Genomic DNA, 18,701 nt, shown 5'->3' with positions numbered 1-18,701 from the left:
GCTCGATCTCCCTAGCGCTGCAGCGGCCGGATGAAGGCCGCCCAAAACATCTCCGACGCCCCCTCGAAAGTGAGCTTCGCGGCGGGGTCACGGCCGACGTTCATACTCATCGCGCGAAGAAAGCAGCTTTGATCGTCGGCCTCGACATGGAGGCATTCGCTAAAGCTGTTGGTATCGCTCGTCTGGCCTTCGAGGAAATGAATTGCCCGGCCCAGCATGCCGCCCATGAAAATCGTGCAGCGCGCCGCCGCCGCGCCATCGCGATAAATCGTCGCAAAAAACCGATCGGCATCGATACGGCGGACACTTCCCTCGATTCCCTGATTGCGCCGTCCTAGTTCGTCGAGCGATGTTTCGAAAAACCGCACCATATAATCGAAGGCACGGTGCAGGAACTCATCCTTGTCGCGGTCGGAAAATGTCTTGGCGAGTGCCAGATTACTCGACCGCGGCGCCTCGGGCACGACGGCGCTTCTCCCCGACGGCAAAACCGACCGCATCGCCGGGCTTTCACGTGTAGCCATTTGCGGCGCAAGCGACGCCGCCGCGGTGCGAATGGCGTTGGCAACCTCGAGAAATGCCTGGTCACGGTCAGGCCAGAGCGTCACCGGCTTGCCATCGGTGGGAACGGCAAGGAGCTTGCCGAACGGCGCATGTTTCCAATCGCAGGCCCGTAGAATGACGGGAAGCACCACGGCTTCGCCTGCTTCGTGGCGCTCCATGGCGCGCATCATCTCGACTTCGTAGCAATAATCCGAGGCGAGAAAATCAGGGCTCACGAGAAGGAGAAGGATATCATCCTCTTCGACATGCGCGCCGATGACCTTGTCGAACGCGGTTCCCGGCTCGATCTTCCGATCATGCCATGTCTCGATGATGCCCTGACGTTGGAGCATCGCCAGTTGCGTCTGCAACTCGTCGCGCAACGCCTCGTCGCGATGGGAATAGGAAAAGAACAGCGTCGCCACGTGCAAAACTCCTTTCCCCGGCCTTTAGCGTTCCGTATCTGTTCCAACAAGCAGGATATAAAAACCCCCATTCCAGTTCACGAGAAGTGCCTGCGCTGGAAACTGGCAGTCAGGGACACGACAAAACCGCGTTCGGAATTATCGTCGACGGATCGACGCTTGTGAAGCTGGGGTGGAATCGCACGCCCTCGGCCGAATTAGCGTCCGCCACAGTGGCCGGCCCCGCGACGACGGTGCTAATCATGGTCAGGGACAGCAAACGCTTTACCAAATCCTGAGGCTGGGGGTTCGGACGATTTCTCAGCTGCTAGCCTACCGATGAGGCCCAGTACCAAGCCTGCTCCGCCTATCACGAAGTTAAGGTGTCCGACCGGGACTGGGTGTTTACTCGCTATAGTGAATAGTCAGAGCGTCGATGTTGATGTGGCTCCGGGCGGATCGTTGTCACCTGTCGCTGGCCAAGCGTCTACGAGCGCAGCCGTCCGCTTTACGCGACCGCTGCCACCCGCCAGTCCAAAATCGGCCATGGGCGTACCTTAGGGCGGCAGGCTGCAGAGTGAAGAGTGCAGCGTTTTGTTTGAGCACCAAATTGGAATGCTGATCGAGAGGAGTCGCTTGGCCTACGTTTCGTCGGCTTCCGCAAACAACTCCTCGAAGGGCGCGATGACTTGCTCTTGTGTTTGTGGCTGCCGGAGAATGGCAAGTGCTGCGATCTCAGCACCGAAGCGCTTGCGCGCCGCAGCAAGATCGACGTCGCGCTGCAGGTTCAGCCAGAGGTCGGGCGTCGTCCCAAGTACATGACCCAAGCGGAGCGCCATCGGCGCGGTGACGGCGCGCTTGTCATTGAGGAGTTCATTGACGCTCAGGCGCGAAACGCCGAGCGCCGAAGCGAGTTCATCCTGCTTGACGCCGCCCATTTCGAGAATGTGCTTGCGCAAGACAGTGCCGACGGACTCAACTTCGGCTTCGCTCGACATGAAAACTCCTGGTCTAGAAACGCTCGAGGCTGGGGTTGACGATGCGGTCAAGCTCGTCGTCCCATTCGAAACTGATCGCCCACCGGCCATGAACCGGCGCGGCGAACCGGCCGTCCTTCAAAAGGGCGACCTTGGTGAAGACGCCGATGTCGGACCAACTGGCGGCGGCCGTCAGCAGGCGCATAAGGCGGTGCGCGTTCCGGACGACCGGCAAAGGCAGTTCGGGACACGCGGCGGTGGTAAAGATGCGCGCAAGGCGCGGGTCGGGGATATCCATATTCATTCACTCCAGGGACCTGATTGATCGATGCGCGGCAAAGCGCTTGGCGATCCAGGGCTAGAGGTGGCGAGACGCCGGTATGGATGTCGAAGATTCGGATACGTTCGAATGTGTTTCGCCCGTCCGGTCGGGCAACGGCGCGTACAAGACGATGCTGTCCAATGACGAGCGCGACCTGTTCGAAAATGTCGCGAACGAATGCTTCGATCGTTTCGGCCGAGCGATCGCCCATCTTGCTGATGCGCGCGAGGACATTGTCAAACAGCCGCTCGGTCAGGCGGAGATCTAGACCCATCCGCTGGATCATGCCGAACGACTTAAGCGGCGGCGCCGGCTTGCGCAGCGCCGAGCGGGTCGTCTGATTGACGGCGACCTGGCGATTGAGGAAGTTGCTCAGATAATAGATGGACCAAACCCGCGGGGCGCCCATCCTCGCCTGCACGCCGATCGCCGCCGGATCGACCGCGTTCAGCGCGGTCTCGCGAAAGTCATTCCAGGATTGTTCGCGTTCGGCAAAAACCGACTTGCGTAGCTCCGCCGGTTTGCTGCCGTCACTTGCGGGGGAGGAATTGTCTACATCCGAACCGACCGGTGCGGCGGTCTCGTCGCTTGGAAGCGGCGGTTTGCAAAGGTAGCGATATCCGCTGACACCGTGGGTCTCGGCTTGACGCAGTAGTGGTAAACGCGGGTTCGACGCATTGCACCGCGCCAACAATGAGACCATTTCTGGCGGCGCTTGCAGCGACGTCGACCAAAGGGTCATTCCCTTGATGCTTGTTGCAGCCGAGCAGGCTTCGGCAACCTCGCGCGCCCTCTCAAGCAGCGCCGACGATGCCGAGTGCTGTCCGTCGCAAACATGGCGAAGCGCCTCGGACGTCCCCAGCATCCTGTTATGACCATCGCAGATATGGTGAATCCGTTCGGTCGCTTTGGTATAGGCGAATGCGCTGGAGCGCGCCCGTTCCAGCGGGTCCTTGAACATCGGCATGAGGAGACGCGACCCGAAGTTGGCAGCTTCCGCCGCCGCCATCTGCGATTCTGTCAACGGCTCGCGCCGTCCCAGCATCTCGCGAAGAATGCTGCGCGCTGTCTTGGCGCTTTCCGCCGGTTCGGATTGTCGCGCGACGTCTTTGGCGAACCCCGCCGTATGCGATGGGTCGTGCGCCACCGGCTCGCGAGAGGAATCGCCTCTGGGCCGCGACGCCGCGATTTCCTTCGCCTTCGCCAAGGCGGCGTCCTCTGTTGCAGAGTCGGGAAAGGCGGTGGGTGACGTCATTTGTATGCTTGTAATGTATAGGATTACGTTTGTCAAGCGGAATCGCTTCGCTGCCAGTCATGGCTTACCATGCTCAAATGGAACCAGGCCTGAACGAAGGTCGGGATTGCCTCAATTTTCCGCTGGCGGCGCGAACCCCCATTGGCGCAGCCGCCTCGCCCGGAGCGGAGACTTGGCGGCGATACGGCCGAGCGCCTGTTCTACCGTGGCCCGGATCTCAGGACGGTCATGTTCGTGGCCACGCGCCATCTGAAGCGCCGTTCGGACAAGGAGAGAGAGGTCGGATCCTTCGGTTCCCTCGAACATCGCCTGATAGGCATCCACGTCAATGCCGGCGAGCAGGGCGAGATCATCATCCTGCCAGGCGCGGCCGTGCGCGATGTCAAGAATGACGGCCTTCGGATCGCGTTCGTCCCGGAACGTCGCGAGCCGCTGCGCGAGCGCCGCGGCGAGCGCCGGATCGGCGGGTTGGTCGGCCGGGAAATGATGATTGAGAATGTTGAAGAAATCGGGATTCTCGGGCTGCGCATCGACATAGGCCTTGGCAATCGCGTCGGCCTGCTGTCCGCGTCCCTGCTCGCGGAGGAAGGCGATCGTGCCATTGATGTTGATCGAGTCTGTAATCGCGAGACTTTCGTGCGCCGCCTTTTCGATGGCGTCGATAACGAAAGCGTCATCCTCGACGAGCGACTCCCTATAGCGTTCCCATGCCTTCGACAGAGGGTTGATGCGGCTGTTGCGCTGCAACTCCTCGTGTAGCTTCGCCGCTTCCGTCCGCAGCCGCTCGGCATCGAAATAGCCCGCCGCGGCGGCATCGAAGATGGCCACATCGAAATCGTCGCTCGCATTGTAGGGCAGGTTCGAGAGTTGGTCGCGCCAGCGTATGAACGCCTCGTCGGGGCCGTTCTCGCGCTCCATCATGGCAGCATGGAGCGAATTATAACCCAGCAGAAACTCCAGCGATGGTGCCTGGCCCGGCTCATAGACGGACCAGCCGCCGAGGAGACAGGCGACGATGCCCTGCGAGATTATGCGCTCGGGCGCGCCGGGAAGCAGGTCGACGAGTTGCAACGCGATCCGCTCGATCTTCTTGATCACCCGGATATTGGTGATTCCGAGCGTAATCACGCCCCGGCGGAGTTCGTCGCTGATCGCGCCATCGCCCGGGATCGCAATTGCCGCGGCCTCGGCCGGCGAGGGCGCGAATATGACGGCGGTGTCGACCACCTTTTCGAGCAGGCGCTGGAACTGATCGAGATCCAAATCTCCCATTGCCCCATCGTTGAGGAGCAGCACGATCTGGCAATTGCGCTGTTCCTTTAGGAAGGAGATCAGTCCCAGCAGGTCGCGCGGAGACAATCCGGCGCCGGCACGTTCGAGATCGTCAATGCAGATGAGTTGATCGCGCACGAGAAAAAAGGCCGAACGCGCGAGCATGTTGCCGATCTCGCCAAAACCGACGGGGCCGAGCGCGGCGCCGAGCCAGCCTCGCGATTTGCGGACAAGGGATTTCCCCGCTTCGAACAGGTCGGCGAGGCTTTCGCTATCCGGACCGCTTATCGCCTTATCCGGTGAAACCCGGCCTTCGAAAATCGCGTGCCGGACCTCGTCGAGCGAGTTCAGTCCGAAGAGTGAGACATAGGAATATTTCTTGGCGTGGAGTTTGCCGCCGGTTTGCGTCTCGCCGAGAATCTGAAGCCAGGCATAGGTCTTCCCGACGCCCCAGCGGCCTTTGATGCAGAGCACCTCGGCCTTCTCGCTCTCGAGAAAGCGCCGAATCTCCTTGATGACGAGCGTAGCAGACATTGTTCCTGTTTATTCACACGATCCGCACCGCCGCTGCAATCGCGACGTCAGCTTTCGCCGATTTCGAACTAAAACTTGTCAGTCCGAAATCGGCCATCACCTCATTATTATTTGTCGACACGAACGTTGGCTTCTTGCCCTACTACCCTGAGGGCAGCAGGACCACAGCCCGTCAAACACTGTTCCAAACGGCTCAAAACTGGCGCTGGAAACTCTCAACGCTACTCGTCCACCGTGACAGTTTAAGTGCCGCCGCGTTGCGCATCTCGCAACGCCGCTCTCCGCTTGAGCAATAACGCTGCGCTCCGCTGCGCTCATAGATTGGGCCCGAAATTCAGGAGGGCAGCTTTGATGAGATATGCGATGTCAGCGGTGGGGGTGGCGATTCTGGCGAGCGGCACGGCGCAGGCGCAGACCGAAACGCGTCCGGACCCCGACAACGAGATCATCGTTACCGGAACGCGCGCGTCGGGCCGTGCGGCGCTCGAATCGTCGGCGCCGGTCGATGTTGTCAGCGGTGACACGATCGCCGACACGGGCTTCCCCGATCTGGGCCGTGCGTTGAACTTTCTGCAGCCATCGGTCAATTTTGCGCGCGCGGCAACGACCGCTACCGCGGCCAATACGAAGCCGGTCACGTTGCGCGGCCTGTCGCCCGACCAGACGCTGGTGCTCGTCAACGGCAAGCGGCGCCATGCCAACGCGGTTCTGAACGTCAATAACAGCATCGGACGCGGGTCGGCGGCAGTTGACCTCGACACCATCCCCGAAAGCGCGATTGAGCGGATCGAGATCCTGCGCGATGGCGCTGCTGCGCAATATGGGTCCGATGCGATCGCCGGGGTCGTCAATATCATCCTCAAGTCCAACGCCAGCGGCGCGAGCGCCGAGTTGTTCGGCAGCGTCACCGAGGAAGGAGATGGCGAAACGGGCCTTGCGAGCGCGAGCGCCGGCCTCGCGCTCGGCGACGGCGGGCATCTCACTGTCAGCGTATCGGCGCGTGCGCAACGTCCCACCAATCGTGCCTTCGTCGATCAGCGGTTCAACCGTGTCACCTATCGCATCGGCGACCCCAAGGCGTCGGTTGCGAGCCTCGCATTGGATACCGCGCTGCCCCTTGGCAACGCGGCCGAAATCTATGGTTTCGGGACATTGACGCGCAAGATTTCGAACAATGGCGCGGGCTTCCGGGTCCCGGGCTTTTCACCGATCTATCCGGACGGCTTCCTCCCCATCATCGAACCGCGGATATGGGACGTCGGGGGCACCGTCGGTGTTCGCGGCGACATCGGCGCTCTGAAGGCCGATCTCAGTCAGAGCTTCGGTTCGAACGAGGCCGATTTCAGCGTCTTCGATACTGCCAACGTCTCGCTGGGCCTCGCCAGCCCGACCCGCTTTAATTCGGGCGGGGTGACCTATCGCCAATATGTCACCGACTTCACGCTCTCGCTGCCGCTCGACGGCGTGCTCGCAGGCGGGAATATCGCGGCAGGGGGACAGTATCGGCATGAATCATACAAGATCAGAAGCGGCGATCCCAATGCCTATTTCGGTACCGGCGCCGATGGTTTTGCGGGGTTCAACCCCCGTAACCCGACGAACGAGAGCCGCAACGCCTGGGCCGCTTTCCTCGATCTCGAACTGCGGCCGGTGGAACAGTTGCTGCTCGGCGGCGCGATCCGCTACGATGATTATGGCGATTTCGGCGGCAAGACGACCTGGCGCGCAACCTCCCGCCTCGAACTGATGGAAGGCGCGGCGATCCGCGCGACTTATGGAACGGGTTTCAAGGCGCCATCGCTGCAGCAGCAGTATTTCAGCGCGGTGCAGGGCGCGCTCAGTGCCGGGCGGCTCGTCACCGTCGGGACGCTGCCGGTCGGGGACCCCGTCGCGCGCGCGCTTGGCGCGAGCGACCTGAAGCCCGAACGGTCGCGCAATTTCACTGCAGGCCTTGTCGTCGGTCCGATCGACGGTTTTTCCTTTACCGCTGATTATTTCCGGATCCGGATCAAGGACCGTATCGCGCTCAGTGAACAGCTCGGCGGCGCGGCGGTTGTGAATATTCTGACCGCGGCGGGTATCACCAATTTCCAGCAGGTCCGCTTCTTCACCAACGCGATCGACACCACGACGCGCGGCGTCGAGCTGACAGCACGGTGGCAGGGGGACTTGGCCCCCGACACGCAACTGTCGCTGACCGCGGGCTATGGCTGGTTCAAGAGCCGGCTCGACACGCTGCGGCCCAACCCGGTCCTGCCCGCGCTGCCGCTGCTCAACATGAAGTCGATCCTGTTCGTGACCGAGGCGCAGCCGAAGTCGAAATTCACCTTTCAGGGCAGTCTGACGCACGGTGCTTTCGACGTCGGGGTCAATGTAGCCGCCTTTGGTACCTACACCTCGCAGCCGCTGACCGCAGTGCAGACCTTCGGCGGCAAGGAGACAGTCGATGTGTCGATGGGCTACAAGATATTCGATGGCGTGCGCGTGGGCCTGGGGGTCCAGAATCTGTTCGACGCACGGCCCGACACGATCGACGATCAGGTGCTGGCGATCGCCGCGACCGGCGGGAGCTTTCCGACCGGCGAGGAAACGCCGATCGGACTCAACGGGCGCACCTGGTATGCCCGGCTGACGGCGCGCTTCTGATGTTCGGGCGGCGCCAGCTTCTCGCCGGGGCGGCATCGCTCGCCGCAACCCGGTTCCTCGCGGCAGCACGCGCGGCGCCGGCGGATCATGTTCCGCACCTGTCTGCCGACCCCTTTGCCCTTGGCGTCGCGTCGGGCGAGCCGGCGACCGACGGTTTCGTTCTGTGGACGCGGGCGTTGGGGCTAATCGGCGATACCCGCCTCGGCTATGAAATCGCCAGCGACGAGGGCTTTCGTAGCATCGTCCGTTCGGGCCGGGTCGATGCGCCGGCGGCGCGCGGCGGCGCGGCGCATCTGGAGGTGCGGGGGTTGCCGCCGGGTCGACCTTTCTTCTATCGCTTCCATCTCGGCGATGCTGTCAGCCGCATCGGCCGGACCGCGACGATGGCGGCTGATCCGCAGCAGCTTCGCCTTGCGCTCACTTCGTGCCAGCATTGGGAACATGGCTGGTTCAGCGCCTATCGCGACATGATCGAGCAAGGCGTCGAAGCGGTGCTGCAGGTTGGCGATTATATCTATGAGAAATCCTTCGGAAGCGGTCCCGACGTTCGTTCGTTCGGTGTGCCCGATCCGCAGACGCTGGGCGATTATCGCGCTCGCCACGCTCTCTATCGCACCGATGCGGATCTCGCCGCAGCGCACGCCGCGATGCCCTTCATCGTCGCCTTCGACGATCATGAGGTCGAAAATGATTATGTCGGCGAGCATGGCGGTGTGACCGCCGAACGCACCGCCTTTCTGCGCCGCCGGGCTGCGGCTTGGCAGGCCTATTTCGAACATATGCCGCTGCGTCCGTCGGCCCTGCTCAGTAACGGCGGACTCCAGCTCTATCGTCGGTTCCGCTGGGGCCGGCTTGCGACGGTCCATATGCTCGATACCCGGCAGCATCGCAGTATCCAGCCCTGTTCGGATACAAAGCGCGGCGGACAGGTCGTGCGGGATTGCGCCGCCGTCGATGACGCCGCTGCGACGGTGCTGGGCGCGCAGCAGGAGGCTTGGCTCGACGCCGGACTGATGCGCGAGACGGCCGGGTGGAGTCTGATCGCTCAGCAGACGCTTTTCGCGCGCCTTGCGCTGCCGCAGGGACCCGACGCCCGCTGGTCCGACATGTGGGACGGCTACGAGGCGGCCCGGATGCGCGCGCTTGCGAGCCTGTCGCGTCCGGCGGTTCGCAACGCCGTGGTGCTGGGCGGCGACGTCCATTCCTTCTGGCTGAACAATATCCTCGCCGACTTCGACGATCCACAATCGAAGGTCGTGGCGAGCGAGGTGGTGACAAGTTGTCTCGCCTCGCGAAGTGGTCCGGCCGCGCTGTTCGATGGTGCGGCGGCGAGGAATTCGCACGTCCGCTTCCATGACAATGCGCATGCCGGATATGCGCTGCTCGACCTTGTTCCGCAGCGGCTCGATGTCGATCTGCGCGCCGTATCGTCGCTCACCGATCCGGCGGCGCAATGCGTCTCGCTTGAGCGGCGATCGATCGAGGCGGGTCGACCCGGCTTCGCCTGACACCGGCCGGAGAACGACGGGCCGGTCATTGCATCCGGTGCAATTGTCGTTCGATTCTGGCCGTTTGATTGCCAGCCCGTCTGCGGCGAACCTGCCCGCCAAGCCATGTCGTGCGACGACGGGCAACGGGCAGGGGAAAGACATTGCACAGTGCCGAAGCCGTCAACCTCGTTGTCGATCGCAGCGGGCCGCTTCCCGGTGACCTCGTCATGGTTCGCGATGCTCCTGCCGCGGTGCTGCAAGACAGGGCTGTGCGGCTCGCGATCGATTGTTTCAGTCTCAGCGCCAATAATCTGACCTATGCGCTCCTCGGCGACCGATTGGGCTATTGGTCGCTCTTCCCCAGGCCGGACCCGTGGGGCATGGTGCCGGCCTGGGGCTTTTCGACCGTCGTCGAGAGCCGCCATGCCGCGGTCGAGGTTGGCGAGCGCCTGTACGGCCTGTGGCCGATGGCGTCGTCGGCGGTACTGGAGCCGGGGCGGGTCAACACCCGGCTGATCGTCGAGAACGCGCCGTCTCGGCGCCCGCTGCCGCCAGCCTATAACAGCTATTTCCGGGTTGATGCCGACCCGATCCATGCGCCCGGTACCGAAGAACGGCAGGCGGTCATCCGTCCGCTGTTCATCACCTCCTTCTTGCTCGACCGGCTGATCGGGCGGACCGGAGCTTGGGGGAGCGACACGGTGATCGTCACCAGCGCGTCGAGCAAGACGGCGCTGGGGCTCGGCTGGCTGTTGCGCCGAAACAGACCGGGGTTGCGGGTCATCGGCCTCACGTCCGAACGCCATCGCGCGGCGGTTGCGGATCTTGGTTTCTTCGACGACGTGGCGACCTACGGCGCGCTGCCCGCGATCACGGGGGCCGCGATCATCGATTTTTCCGGGAATGATGCCGTGCTCGCCAGCCTGCGCGAGCGGTCGCCGCCGGTCCATCTCTGCCGCGTCGGCCTGACGCACGGGCGCGATGAACCCGCCGTGCCCCGCCCCGACGAGCATTTTTTCTTCGCGCCCGACGCGATCATCGCCGTGGCGGCCGAACTGGGGCCGGCCGGCTTCGATGCCGCGCTCGCCAGCGCGACCCGCGATTTCATCGACGCGTCACGCGAATGGCTCGCGATCGACGCGGTGCGCGGCGCGGAGGCCATTCGCGACGTCTGGGCGCGGATTCGCTTCGGCAATGGCGATCCCACCAGGGCGGTCGTTGCATCCTTTTGACCACAAAAGAAAATCGGGAGGGTTTATGAGAATGAATTTTCGCTGCGGGCTGTCGCTCGTCACGCTTGCGTTCGCTCCGTCGGCATGGGCGCAGGGAGAGGGGAATGTCGACGGATCGGGCGACATCGTCGTCAACGCGACCAAGAGGTCGCAGAATCTGCAGGACGTACCGATCGCGGTTTCGGCCTTTTCGTCCGAACAGCTCCAGAAGTCGGGAATCAACGATACGCGCGAACTGATGACGCTCGCCCCCAGCCTGAACCTGACCAGCACCACATCCGATTCTGCCGGTGTCGTTATCCGTCTTCGCGGCGTCGGCAGCGAGGCGATCAACCCCGGACTCGAATCCTCGGTCGCCACCTTCGTCGACGGCGTCTATCGCAGCCGTTCCAATCTCAGCCTGACCGACATCCCGGGCATCGAGCGGATCGAGGTGCTGCGCGGTCCGCAGGGGACGCTGTTCGGAAAAAATACGTCGGCGGGCCTCATCAACGTCATCACCTTCGCGCCGAAATTCGAGCCGAGCTTTGATGCGGCCGCATCCTATGGCAATTACGACATGGTCCGGCTGAATGCCGGAGGGGGCGGGACGCTGATCGCCGACACCGCGGCTTTCCGGATCGATGCCGCCTGGCAGCGCCGTGACGGCTTCCTGCGCGATTTCGACAGCGGCCAGCGCTATCGCAACCGCAATCGCGTGACGCTGCGTGGCCAGCTTCTGCTCACGCCCGCGGACGACCTCGATATCCGGCTCATCGCCGACTATGGACATCGGCGCGAGACGGGTCCCGATACCTATTCGCCCACCGTTAACGACCCTCTCTATGTCGGCATTTTCGCGGCGATGGGTTTCGACAGCCATATCGGCCGCAGGGACCTGACCATAACGACGACAGAAGATCGCGCTTCGCTCGAAGAAACCGATCAATGGGGCCTGTCGGGCGAACTCAACTGGGAGCTCGGCGGTGCGAAGCTGACCGCGATCACCGGCTATCGGCGCTGGCGTAACGATCAGGCGCGCGAGGTCGACTATGCCGAGGCCGACCTCGTCTACATCCCTTTCAAGGCCGCGGCGCAGGCATTCGACACGTTCACGCAGGAACTTCGCCTCGACGGGACAGCGGGGCCGGTCGACTGGATGGTCGGCGGCTTCTACAGTCATGAAAAGGCTTTCGGCCGCTATGGCTATCGTGTCGGCCGCGACCTCGAACCCTTCCTCGACCGGCTCTTCGGGCGGACGACAGGGCTGGCTAATCCGATTTCCTTCTACACCGGTCTGCCGGTCGGGGCGAGCTATCCCGAGGGATCGGGCGTGGGGCGTGACGATTTCCGCCAGACGTCGCGCAGCATTTCGGTATTCACGCACAATGTCTGGCACGTCACCGACCGGCTCGATCTGATTGGCGGCCTTCGCTTCACGCGCGAGACCAAACGCGTCGACGTCGATATCGTCGACACGCTGAATCCCGGCTGCCAGGCGCTGATCGCCGCGGGCCTGTCGGCCCCCGGCGCAACGCCGATCTCGGGCATCCAGTGCCTGCAACTGTTCGACGCGCGCTACGACGGATCATACACAGCGCGAAAGGTCGAGAAGGAATGGTCCGGGATCGCGACGATCAGCTATGATTTCAGCGACGCGCTCCATGGCTATGCGACGTACAGCCGCGGCTACAAGGCGGGCGGCTTCGTGCTCGACCGCGCCGGCTTTCGTCCGATCACGGTCAAGGCGCCGGACGCCGACGACCTCGCCTTCGATCCGGAACTTGCCACGAACTACGAAGCCGGGTTGAAACTCCGCTCGCCGGGCGGCGCGGTCACGGTCAACGGCGCGCTCTTCTACACCCGCTTCACCGACTATCAGCTCAGCTACAATACGGGGGCCGCGCTGATCACGACCAACATCCCGCGCGTTACCGCCAAGGGTTTCGAACTCGAAGCCAGCGTGCGGCCGGCGCCGGCCTGGCAACTGGCGGCGGGCGTGACCTATGCGAGCTCACGCTATGGCGCGATCCCGCCGGGCCCTCCCGCCAATGTCGTCGCGATCGCCGGGCAGCAACTCGCCAACGCGCCGAAATGGGTCGTCACCGGCTCGATCGGGTGGGATGATCTGGTTGCGGCGGGCAAACTGCGGGCGTTCGCGCAGGTCGACGGACGTTATCAGTCCGATGTGCTGACCGAACGCCTGCTCCGGCCGACGTCGGGGCAGAAGGGCTATGCCTTGTTCAACGCCCGTTTGGGTTTGGGGGCGGCGGACGAGCGCTGGACGTTCGAGCTATGGGCGCGCAACCTTGCCGACCAGCGCTACATCGGATCGATGATTCCCGCGACCTTCCAGGGCGCAACGCTGGTTGGAGCGCAGGGCGAACCGCGCACCTATGGCCTGACATTGCGGACGAAGATACGATAGCCGCAAAGGGAAGGGGCCGGCTCGCCCAGTCGGGAAGCCGGTTTGAAAATGGGGGAGCGCCACAACGGCGGCTCCCTTTTTTCTTAGCTGGATGATGCCGCGTCCCGGGTGATCACCCTGAACAGGGCGGTGGCGCGGCCCGCAAGCGCCCCGTCCGCGGTTACTTCGGCCGATGCGAAGGCGATGGTCCGGCCCGGTTGCGTCGACTCGGCCGCAATCTCGACCCATTGCCCCGCACGCGCCGCGCCGAGGAAATCGACCGACAGATGGATGGTGACCAGACTGGTCCCTTCGCCGACCGCGAGTGCGCAGGCGATGCCCATGGCATTGTCGCAAAGCGTCGACAGCACACCGCCGTGCAGCATAGCGCGCGCATTGCAATGTGCCTCAGCGACACGCAAGCCGATTACAAAGCGACGGGCGTCGCGTTTTGAATATAGCGGCTCCCACGCGTCGGTCACGGGGCTGCGGCGAAAGTGCCGCGCGAACCCCGCAGGCGGGTCGGTGGGGGCGCTCACCAGTCGAGCCGAAGCGTCGCGCCATAGGTACGCGGCGCGTTATAGGCGACGGAGTAGGCGCCAAAGAGGGCGAAACTCTGCACGGCGAAGCTCTCCTTCGTGATGTTGCGTGCCCAGAGCGCGATGTCCCACCCGCGTTCGCTCGTCAGGCTGATGCGCGCATTGACCAGCGTGTAGGACCGCTCCTTCAGATAGGGCGTATTCTCGGCATTGAGGAAGAAGGCGCCATTATATTTGCCGTCGACCTGGATCGCCATATCCCACCCGTCGCCGACGCCGAACTGATAGCGGGCAAGGAGGTTCGCCGAAAATTTGGACGCCAGCGGCAGGTCGTTGCCGTCGAAGACCGGCTGCGCCGGATCGTCGATCCGCGTGTCGATCCATGCGAGGCCTCCGCGCAGGTCAAAACCGCGGACGGGACGGAATGTGGCGTCGATTTCCAGTCCGTTGACGCGGGCCTTTGCGAGATTTCGTAGCTGGTTAAACGGCAGTCCGGTAACGGTGTCGACCTGCGCGACGCGGACCTGCGGTTTGCGGAAATCATAGTGATAGAAGGACCCGTTCAGGAACAGGCGGCGGTCGAGCAAGGTCGACTTGATCCCAGCCTCGTAAGCCGTCAGCGTCTCCTCCTCGAAAGGCTGAAGCTGCTGGCGCGTGAAGGCGAAGTCGCCGTCGAAGCCGCCGCTCTTGAAGCCGCGGCTGACGCTGCCATAGATCAGCACCGCGTCCGAGGGCTTGTAATTGACTCCGATCTTGCCCGAAAAACTCTTGTAGACAGCTTCGTCATCGACCACCGCGGCATCGGCGGAGGTTGAGCCGAAATTGACCCGCGCGCGCACCGGCGTCAGCCCGTCATTGTAAATCCACTCCGACCGGCTCCGGAAATCCTTGCTTTCATAGGAGTAGCGCACGCCGCTGATCAGGGTGAGCTGGTCGGTCGCCTTCCATTCGGCGTGAGCGTAAGCAGCTGCGCTCCATGTGTCCTGCGCGAAGTTGAGTTCGAGCTGGTCGGCGACGCGCCTGGCAAGCGCCGGGTCGGTGAAATTGGTGAGGCCGAGCAGCGGCGACAGCGTGCCGAAGAAGCGCAGGTCGATCTTTTCGCGCGCGCCATAAAGGCCAGCGATCCAATAGACTCGTCCGCTATCATCGGAAGCCAGTCGTAACTCCTGAGAATATTGCTCGAGCTGCGTGTCGCGGAGCTGGTTGAGCTCGTGATGCGGCGCGCCGTCGGTATCGGTGAATGCCCGCTTGCCTGCCTCGTCATAGGAGGTGATCGAGGTCAGCATCGCGCCACCCAGGTCGAACTCGCCGCGCAGCGAACCGCCGTAATTATGCTCGCGGTTGCGCCCAACAAAATCGACCCGGACACGATAGGGATCGCCGTCGAGATCGGTATAGCCGAAGGCATCGCCGCAGAATCGCGGATCGCGGATGCCGGTGAGCGGCGTCGCCGCGCAAGGCTGGGCAGCCCCCGGGATCGAAGAGAAGCCAATCGAGGTCAGCGGCAGAACGTCGCCGGTTGTTTCGCCGCCATGGACATTGAGCAGCAGGTCGACGCCGTCGCCGTCGTCAAATTCGAGCAGCCCGCGGAGCGCCCAGCTTTCCTGCTCGCCCGGCCTGCGTTTCGGGTTGAAGAACAGCGGGCTGAGCGGCAACGCCGTGTCGGCGGGTGTCCAGTCGTTGATATAATAGCCGCTCGCCTGATTGGCGTAGCGGCCGGCGATCCGGGCCTTGAGCGTGGACGACAGGGGGCCGCCGACCGCCGCGTCGAGCGTGATCGTCCGGTAGTTCCCATAGGAGAGTTCCGCATAGCCCTCCGCGGCATCGGTCGGCCGCCGGGTAGAATAGCTTACCGCGCCGCCGGTGGTATTCCGGCCGAACAAGGTGCCTTGCGGCCCCTTTAAAATCTCGACGCGGTCGGTGTCGAAAATCTGAAAGCCGGTGAGGATGTTGGAGCCGAGATAGACTTCGTCGAGATAGACGGCGGCGGCGGGTGCGACATTCGGCGCAAAATCCTGAACCCCGACACCGCGGATGACGAAGGTCGGCTGGCGGCCGAGATAGCTGTAGACTTGGACGCCCGAGACCGATTCCGAAATCTGCTGGGCGGACGTCACGCCCAGATCCTTTAGCTGATCGCCCGTAAAGGCAGCGATCGAGACGCCGACATCCTGAAGATTCTGGTCACGCTTTTGCGCCGTAACGACGATCTCGCTCAGTTGATCGTCGGCCTGCGTTGCGGGTTCGGTTGTCGCGGTCGGGTTCTGGGCCAGCACCGGCACCGGTGCGGCCATCAAAAGCAGGCTGGCGCCGGCGAGAAGCCTGTTTTTCATATCCGTCTCCCTTGGCGGCGGATTCGTCGAGATCCGCCCTGTCGCAAGGATGGGGGAGAATGGCAGGCGCGGCCATTGACGGGTTCGCGACCCGCGTTGCGCCGATCGCAATGCGGGCGCGGCGCGCGACACGCAAATCCCGTTGCAGCCTCGGCAACGGTCAAGTCGCGGAGCGGCGATATAGGAGGGGCCTGTCGCCGGTTTGGCAGAGTGAGGAGGAACTGCAATGAAGCTGATGGACGCTGTGGCTTGCGAAGGCGCCCAGAGCGTAGGCGCGATGTTTTCCGGCGCGTGCGATCGTTTTGCGGAGCGGGCGCTGATCGAGTTTTGCGGCCGTGCCATTCGCTTCGGGGAAATCGCCTCGGCGGCCGCCAGCGTCGCGGCGGGATTGGCGGCGCGCGGGGTCGCGAAGGGCGATGTCATCGCGCTCTATTTCCGTAACACGCCCCACTATCCTGTGCTGTTCTTCGCGGCGATGCGCCTCGGCGCGGTGGTGGTCAACCTGACCCCGCTCGATGCGGCGCGCGAGTTGCGGTTCAAGCTGGCCGATACGGGGGCCAGAATCCTGGCGACGCTCGACGAGGAGCCGTTTCGCAGCCAGGCGGCGACGCTGCTTGATGACGGTCTCATCGATCTCCTTCTGCTCGGAAGCGATGCTTACTGGACTGGCGGCAATCCGCTTGCACCTGCCGGGAAAGCGTTCCTGTCGATCGATGCGATGGTCGCGGAGGCGGCCGCCTGTCCGGCCGCGGTTGTCGCGCCCGGCGACCTTGCGCTTATCCAATATACTGGAGGGACGACGGGCGTGCCGAAGGGCGCCCTGATCACCCACGGAAATCTCGTGAGTGCCGTCGCGATGTTCGATGCGGCGATCGCCGCGACCTCGAATTGGCGCCGCGGCGAGGAGCGTCATCTCGGCGTTCTACCGCTCTTTCACATCTATGCCCTTGCCGGCGTCCTGTTGCGCGCGATCGCGAACGGTGAAACGATCCTGCTGCGCGACCGCTTCGACGCGGCGCAGACGCTCGACGACATTCGTCATGGCGGAGCGAGCTTCTTTTTCGGGGTTCCGACCATGTTCGTCGCGTTGCTCGAATTACCGGGCATCGCCGCGGGCGACCTTGCGTCGATCAGCTATTGCGTCTCGGGCGGCGCTCCGCTGCCCGGCGAGGTTGCCGCGCGCATGGCCGAGCTCGTCGGACAACCGCCGGTCGTCGGCTGGGGGATGACCGAAACCTGCGGCGCAGGAACGCTCGGACGGCAGGGCGCGGCGGGCGAGGCGGGCGCGATCGGTCATCCGCTGCCGGGCGCGTCGATCGAGATTTTGACGCTCGACGCCGACCGGAAACCGATGGGGATCGGGGAGGTCGGGGAGATAGCGATTTGTGGCCCCAATGTGATCACCGGCTATTGGAACCGCCCCGAAGAAAGCGCAGAGGCCTTCGCAGCGGGGCGCCTGCTGACGGGTGACATGGGGTTTATCGACGCCGGGGGACAGGTCCATCTCGTCGATCGCCGCAAGGATCTGATCATCGCGTCGGGTTTCAACGTGTATCCGCGTGTCGTCGAGGAGGCGATCTACGAGCACCCCGCGGTGGCCGAGGCGCTGGTGTACGGTGAGCGCGATGCCTATCGCGGCGAGGTGGCGGTCGCCGCGGTCTCGCTGCGAACCGGCCAGACGCTGGACATTGGCGAACTGCGCGAGTTTCTCGCCGACAAGCTCGGCCGGCATGAACTGCCCGCCCGGCTGGAGATCCACGAAGCGCTCCCGCGCACGGCGGCGGGCAAGCTGTCGCGCAAGGATCTTCGCGACGCAGCGACAAAAAAGGACAACTGACATGGATGACTTTCAATGCGTCGCCAACGGTCTCGCCTTCCCCGAAGGGCCTGTCGTGCTCCCCGACGGAAGCCTGCTTGTAGTCGAAATCCGCGGCCAATGCCTGACGCGCATCGCTCCTGACGGCGACCGGCGGATCGTCGCCGCGCTGCCGGGCGGTCCCAATGGGGCCGCGGTCGGGCCCGACGGCGCCATCTATATCTGCAACAATGGCGGGTTCGCGTTCGGCGACGTGGAGCTTTATGCGATCAACATCCCGGTCGGACCGGCACCGGATTATGCTGGCGGGTCGATCCAGCGCGTCGATCCCGAAACGGGCGAGGTCCGGACGCTTTACACCGCGGCGGGGGGCGTGCCGCTGCGCGGGCCGAACGACCTGGTTTTCGACCGCCATGGTGGCTTCTGGTTCACCGATCATGGCAAATCGGGACACCGCGAGCGCGATCGGGTGGGCGTGTTCTATGCCGCCGCCGACGGCAGTTTCATCCGTGAGGTAATCTTTCCGCTCGAAAACCCGAACGGAATCGGCCTCTCGCCCGATGGCTGCACGCTCTATGTCGCCGAAACCTATACCTGCCAGCTCTGGGCCTTCGACATATCGGGGCCCGGAGAGATTGTGCCGTACCCCAATCTCTTCGGTCATGGCGGGCGCTTCCTCCATCGTCCCGCGGGCTTTCGCTATTTCGACAGTCTTGCGGTCGAGGCAGATGGCAATATTTGTGTCGCCACGATCGGCGAGCCGGGCATTTCGGTTGTCTCGCCCGCCGGGGAATTCGTTGAGTTCGTGCCGACGCCGGACGTCTTCACCACCAACATCTGCTTCGGCGGTCCCGACATGCGGACCGCCTATATTACCCTTTCGGGCACCGGCCGGGTGGTTTCCACACGGTGGCCGCGGCCCGGACTGCGGCTGAACAACGTTTGACGGCGC

Annotated in this window: 13 protein-coding genes; 7 read left to right on the top strand and 6 right to left on the bottom strand. The window is 63.6% G+C overall.

Annotated features, from left to right (window positions below; translation table 11 throughout):
* Positions 1–11 precede the first annotated feature (11 nt).
* The 4 genes from J1N50_RS10355 to J1N50_RS10340 all read right to left on the bottom strand — a co-directional run bounded on the left by J1N50_RS10355 (position 12) and on the right by J1N50_RS10340 (position 5,307).
* Entirely contained in the window at positions 12–968 is a 957-nt protein-coding gene (locus J1N50_RS10355; protein ID WP_215353409.1) for a toll/interleukin-1 receptor domain-containing protein, read from the bottom strand.
* Between the two features lie 620 nt (positions 969–1,588).
* Positions 1,589–1,945: a HigA family addiction module antitoxin gene (locus J1N50_RS10350; RefSeq protein ID WP_215353408.1), complete on the bottom strand. Its 357-nt coding sequence runs from the start codon at positions 1,943–1,945 to the stop codon at positions 1,589–1,591.
* 47 nt (positions 1,946–1,992) lie between these two features.
* Positions 1,993–3,501, bottom strand: coding sequence for a hypothetical protein (locus tag J1N50_RS10345; RefSeq protein ID WP_215353407.1), 1,509 nt, complete (start codon positions 3,499–3,501; stop codon positions 1,993–1,995).
* A gap of 111 nt (positions 3,502–3,612) precedes the next feature.
* Positions 3,613–5,307 carry a hypothetical protein gene (locus J1N50_RS10340; protein ID WP_215353406.1) on the bottom strand — a complete coding sequence of 565 codons (1,695 nt, stop codon included), beginning with the start codon at positions 5,305–5,307 and terminating at the stop codon, positions 3,613–3,615.
* Here J1N50_RS10340 and J1N50_RS10335 point away from each other — a divergent pair.
* The 5 genes from J1N50_RS10335 (at position 5,307) to J1N50_RS10315 (ending at position 13,082) form a co-directional block, all read left to right on the top strand.
* Complete coding sequence (locus tag J1N50_RS10335; protein WP_215353405.1) at positions 5,307–5,603, top strand: hypothetical protein; 297 nt, start codon at positions 5,307–5,309, stop codon at positions 5,601–5,603. The two genes, J1N50_RS10340 and J1N50_RS10335, sit on opposite strands and share 1 nt — an antisense overlap.
* 67 nt (positions 5,604–5,670) lie before the next feature.
* Complete coding sequence (locus tag J1N50_RS10330; protein WP_215353404.1) at positions 5,671–7,953, top strand: TonB-dependent receptor plug domain-containing protein; 2,283 nt, start codon at positions 5,671–5,673, stop codon at positions 7,951–7,953.
* On the top strand, positions 7,953–9,461 hold the full coding sequence (locus J1N50_RS10325; protein ID WP_215353403.1) for an alkaline phosphatase D family protein: 1,509 nt from the start codon (positions 7,953–7,955) through the stop codon (positions 9,459–9,461). The genes J1N50_RS10330 and J1N50_RS10325 overlap by 1 nt, the downstream gene beginning before the upstream one ends.
* A gap of 143 nt (positions 9,462–9,604) precedes the next feature.
* A complete protein-coding gene (locus J1N50_RS10320; protein ID WP_215353402.1) occupies positions 9,605–10,675 on the top strand; it encodes a DUF2855 family protein in 1,071 nt (356 codons plus the stop codon).
* A 25-nt stretch (positions 10,676–10,700) separates the two neighbouring features.
* Positions 10,701–13,082 (top strand): TonB-dependent receptor, encoded by a 2,382-nt coding sequence (locus J1N50_RS10315; protein WP_215353401.1) that lies wholly within the window; start codon positions 10,701–10,703, stop codon positions 13,080–13,082.
* 83 nt (positions 13,083–13,165) lie between these two features.
* Here J1N50_RS10315 and J1N50_RS17960 read toward each other — a convergent pair whose 3' ends face one another.
* Positions 13,166–13,543: a PaaI family thioesterase gene (locus J1N50_RS17960; RefSeq protein ID WP_215353400.1), complete on the bottom strand. Its 378-nt coding sequence runs from the start codon at positions 13,541–13,543 to the stop codon at positions 13,166–13,168.
* A 53-nt stretch (positions 13,544–13,596) separates the two neighbouring features.
* Positions 13,597–15,933, bottom strand: coding sequence for a TonB-dependent receptor (locus tag J1N50_RS10305; RefSeq protein WP_215353399.1), 2,337 nt, complete (start codon positions 15,931–15,933; stop codon positions 13,597–13,599).
* A gap of 226 nt (positions 15,934–16,159) precedes the next feature.
* On the opposite strand from J1N50_RS10305, the gene J1N50_RS10300 reads away from it, so the two are divergent.
* A complete protein-coding gene (locus J1N50_RS10300; RefSeq protein WP_215353398.1) occupies positions 16,160–17,770 on the top strand; it encodes an AMP-binding protein in 1,611 nt (536 codons plus the stop codon).
* Position 17,771: 1 nt separating this feature from the next.
* Positions 17,772–18,695 carry an SMP-30/gluconolactonase/LRE family protein gene (locus J1N50_RS10295; RefSeq protein WP_215353397.1) on the top strand — a complete coding sequence of 308 codons (924 nt, stop codon included), beginning with the start codon at positions 17,772–17,774 and terminating at the stop codon, positions 18,693–18,695.
* The last annotated feature ends 6 nt before the right edge of the window (positions 18,696–18,701 follow it).

The organism is Sphingopyxis soli, assembly GCF_018682675.1.
In the GTDB taxonomy this organism is placed as follows: Bacteria; Pseudomonadota; Alphaproteobacteria; order Sphingomonadales; family Sphingomonadaceae; genus Sphingopyxis; species Sphingopyxis soli.
Note: the sequence above shows the minus strand (reverse complement) of the source record. Positions and strands in the feature narration are given on the sequence as shown.

Bases quoted from the DNA above. Each gene is read 5' to 3' on its own strand.
- J1N50_RS10305 (WP_215353399.1), bottom strand. From the start codon at position 15,933: ATGAAAAACAGGCTTCTCGCCGGCGCCAGCCTGCTTTTGATGGCCGCA.
- J1N50_RS10340 (WP_215353406.1), bottom strand. From the start codon at position 5,307: ATGTCTGCTACGCTCGTCATCAAGGAGATTCGGCGCTTTCTCGAGAGC.
- J1N50_RS10350 (WP_215353408.1), bottom strand. From the start codon at position 1,945: ATGTCGAGCGAAGCCGAAGTTGAGTCCGTCGGCACTGTCTTGCGCAAG.
- J1N50_RS10345 (WP_215353407.1), bottom strand. From the start codon at position 3,501: ATGACGTCACCCACCGCCTTTCCCGACTCTGCAACAGAGGACGCCGCC.
- J1N50_RS10300 (WP_215353398.1), top strand. From the start codon at position 16,160: ATGAAGCTGATGGACGCTGTGGCTTGCGAAGGCGCCCAGAGCGTAGGC.
- J1N50_RS10295 (WP_215353397.1), top strand. From the start codon at position 17,772: ATGGATGACTTTCAATGCGTCGCCAACGGTCTCGCCTTCCCCGAAGGG.
- J1N50_RS10325 (WP_215353403.1), top strand. From the start codon at position 7,953: ATGTTCGGGCGGCGCCAGCTTCTCGCCGGGGCGGCATCGCTCGCCGCA.
- J1N50_RS10330 (WP_215353404.1), top strand. From the start codon at position 5,671: ATGTCAGCGGTGGGGGTGGCGATTCTGGCGAGCGGCACGGCGCAGGCG.
- J1N50_RS10315 (WP_215353401.1), top strand. From the start codon at position 10,701: ATGAGAATGAATTTTCGCTGCGGGCTGTCGCTCGTCACGCTTGCGTTC.